A 1,153-nucleotide genomic window follows, 5' to 3' on the forward strand; every position below is an offset into this window, starting at 1 on the left:
ACCCCGGCTTTCGCGGGGGAACAGTGACTTGTCGAAAAGGGATAAGTGCCGATCAAGTCCGGGGTGACGAGACAGGGAATTGCGCCTCCCTAATCCAAACTGCGTCACCGCCGGATTTAACGCTCGACGCCCTAGATCAGGCTGAGCTGGGCCAGTTCGCGGTAGAGGTGCGGCGGCAGGTCGGCGACGCCGCTGCCGTCCTCGGCGCTCGCCGGCGCATCGGCGTCGGCCAGGTAGCGCCAGCCCTGATGCGCGCGTTTCGGCTGCGGATGCACGCGCTCGAGCTTCGCCACGCAGACGATATCGAGCCGCCCGTCGGTGCGATCCTCGAAGCGCAATATCTCGACCCGGCCGACGAGCGTGTGCCGGATGATGAAATGCAGCTTGCCGCCGATCAGTTCGTCGGCGCGCTTCGGCCGCATCCGCGTCGTGAAACGCACCTCGCCCCCCTCGTCCCATGCCGCGATCCGCGCGGCGAGTGCCGGATAATCGGGGCATCCGACGGCGACGCGGGTCATGTGGAGTTGGGGCATGAAAACCAAAATGGGCGCGATCGCGGCTGGTTCAAGGTACCCGGTTCAAGCAGGGCCCGCACGCAAATGATATTCGCTCCGTCCCTCCACATTGACCGGCACCTGCAACAGGAGCAGCGGCGCGGAAAGGATCGCGAGCAAGGGTTTCAGGCCAAAGACCAACAGGGACGGCAGCGAGAACAGAGCCAGCGCCCCGGCCGCTGCCAAGGCGAACCGCCCGAGAGCGCGCGCCGCATGAGTGTTGGGCTCGGGCGCGGGCGCCGCGAGCATCTCCGACAGCACCGCCGAGGCATCCTCATGCTGCCAGGCGGGAACGGTCAGTCGAAAGCCGCCGATCGCCAGCACCGCGGGCGACACGCTCGCATAATGCTCGCCGCCGACATGGACGATAATCCCTGCCGCATCGAGCATGGCGGCGACGGCCAGCATCTCGCCGCGTCCCAATATCCACGCAATCGGCACCATCGCATCGCCCGCCATCGGCAGAGGATGAAACGGCGTGGCGGCCTTGTCCATGGCCGGTGGGGATTCGGGGTTCGGCACGGTTTCTCTTTCTCGTCACCCGAAACTTGTCTGGCAATGCCCCCTTTTCGACACGTCACTGTTCCCCGGCGAAAGCC

2 protein-coding genes are annotated in these 1,153 nt (G+C 65.9%); both read right to left on the bottom strand.

Annotation, left to right across the window (positions count from 1 at the left end; all coding sequences use genetic code 11):
- Positions 1-131 precede the first annotated feature (131 nt).
- A complete protein-coding gene (locus SGR02S_RS19260) occupies positions 132-518 on the bottom strand; it encodes a DUF1489 domain-containing protein (RefSeq protein WP_234002535.1) in 387 nt (128 codons plus the stop codon).
- 60 nt (positions 519-578) lie between these two features.
- Positions 579-962 carry a hypothetical protein gene (locus SGR02S_RS19265; RefSeq protein ID WP_218000152.1) on the bottom strand — a complete coding sequence of 128 codons (384 nt, stop codon included), beginning with the start codon at positions 960-962 and terminating at the stop codon, positions 579-581.
- Between the last annotated feature and the right edge of the window lie 191 nt (positions 963-1,153).

The organism is Sphingopyxis granuli NBRC 100800, from assembly GCF_001591045.1.
GTDB lineage: Bacteria > Pseudomonadota > Alphaproteobacteria > Sphingomonadales > Sphingomonadaceae > Sphingopyxis > Sphingopyxis granuli.

What these genes read in the sequence shown, in the direction of transcription:
- SGR02S_RS19260 (WP_234002535.1), bottom strand. Translation starts at nt 518, where the DNA reads ATGACCCGCGTCGCCGTCGGATGCCCCGATTATCCGGCACTCGCCGCG.
- SGR02S_RS19265 (WP_218000152.1), bottom strand. Translation starts at nt 962, where the DNA reads ATGCTGGCCGTCGCCGCCATGCTCGATGCGGCAGGGATTATCGTCCAT.